Annotated in this window: 1 protein-coding gene; it reads right to left on the reverse strand. The window is 57.8% G+C overall.

Translation table 11 applies throughout. From position 1 onward, the window contains the following. On the reverse strand, positions 1-2020 hold a 2020-nt coding region (locus H6F43_RS10685), incomplete at both ends, for an O-linked N-acetylglucosamine transferase, SPINDLY family protein (RefSeq protein ID WP_190342752.1).

Consider the following 2020-nt stretch of genomic DNA (forward strand, 5'->3'; position numbering starts at 1 on the left):
GCGGTGTGACGCGACTGCCACAGCTTCCAGGCGATCTGCTGCCGCAGGTCGGCGTCCTTGCCCAGACGGATGCCCCACTGCACATATTCGTCCTCGGTCCAGGCGATGCCTTCGGTGATGCCCGCATTTCGCATCATGGTGTAGCTGTTGCGGCTAGAAAAGTGTTCGCCCACCCGCGTCACCATTGGAATGCCCATCCACAGCGTTTCTAGTGTCGTCGTTGCGCCGTTGTAGGGGTAGGTGTCCAGTACCACATCAGCAATGCGTAGATTGGCGCGATGCACTGCTTCCTGGGTCACGTTAGGTAAGAACCGCAAGCGATCGCCCGCCACGCCTTCTTCCTGCGCTAGCTGGAGGAAGTACTGCTGAATCGAGGACTCGTCTGTGATTCCTTTAATTAAGCAATAGCTGTCGGGCACCGATTTGAGGATTCGCATTTGCGATCGGGCGCTATCTGGATGGCGCTTGTAGGAGCTCTGCCCGCTCCAGTAGACCACCGCATCCGTTGGAATGTCCAAATCCTCGCGGCGCAGCGTTGGGACACCGACCTCAAAGCCGTCTACCGCAACATACGTCTGCGGCAGTCGCCAGAGTTTTTCGGAGTAGTGCGCCTCTGCGCCATCTGGCAGCACGTACGGATCCACGATGAAGTAGTCGATCACCGGAATCCCTGAGGCATCCCAGCCCAGCCACGTTACCTGCACTGGAGCCGCTTTCAGCATCATTACCTCGCAGACGATGTCGGCAGTAATGCTGTCCAGGTCCACCAGGATATCGATTTCATCGGCGAAAATCTGGTCAGCGATCGTGCCGCTGTCGCGGTTCAGCATCCGCGCCTCATCCACGTGGTCTGCAAACCAGGCTTGCAGGTCGTCTACCGGACCCTTCGGCGCGTTCCAAAAATAGCCGTAGATCTGGAATTGATCGCGATCGTGGTGCTGAAAGACCCAGCGACTCAGCCAGCCAACCGAGTGCCGCCGCAGACAGTGCGACAGGTAGCCGATCCGCAGCGGTTTTTTGGCGTCTCGATTGGCAAGTCTAGCTGCAATGCCTTGCTGGTAGCGGAGAATGCGATCGTGATGGTGAGCCTGGACGCTGGACTGGCAGAGTCCGAGAACGCGGTTTTGGTTCAGCCGATTACGGGCCAGCGAGTCGCGCAGATAGGGTTGACAGAACATTGCTGTCGTCAGCTGAAACACGCGGCTTTGGTCCAGGGGCTCCGTCTGCTGGGCAGCCAGTTCGTCGATTAACGTATCCTGATGCTGAAACAGCGGAAAAATCTCGTCCCAGTAGTTTCCCGCCCGCATCCACGCCCGCAGCAGCAGAAACACGCCAAACACCTGATCGGCGATCGCCTGCGCCTGCATACAGTACTCTCTTGCGGCTGCAATGCCGTCCTCATGCTTGCCCGCGTTCTGATAGAAGTAGGACAGCTGACTCAAGGCGTTCAAATCGGACGGAAACACCTGCAAGCATAGGTTGATGTAGCGAATTGCGATCGACGGCTGCGCTAGATTGTTGCCGATGTCGATCGCGGCGTTCATTACGACATAGACCACATCAGTAGGGTGCGGCAGTTGCAAACAGGCTTCGATGAACTCCAGAGTTTCTGGCTCTAGTGGGGCAGCGTCTAACAGTTGCCTCAACACGTCCAGCAGCCACGATCGATCGACGGTCTCGCGCTGTGACTGAAGCTGCGAAATCACGCCCCAGTTGTGCAGGTCAGTGGCGGAGAAGGTTTTGAGAGCGATCGAGTCTTCCACCAAGTGCAGCAGATTCGTGAACTCATCGGGGTCAATCTCGCGCAGGTGCTGGCGGATGAGCCATGCTGTTGTCGTGTCTTCTAGCGCTTCGCGTCGCTCTGCCTCGGTTTGCAGCACGGCGATGAGTTCTCTGGTCCACTGAGCGATGTCTGCTTCGTCGCCCTCAACCATTGCCAGCATCCACGTCGTTTGCGCCTCGGCTTCCTCACCTGCCAGCAGCAGCGCCAGACCCAAATACCAGGCATAGGATTTGGCAG

Source organism: Leptolyngbya sp. FACHB-36 (genome assembly GCF_014695955.1).
GTDB lineage: Bacteria > Cyanobacteriota > Cyanobacteriia > Leptolyngbyales > Leptolyngbyaceae > FACHB-36.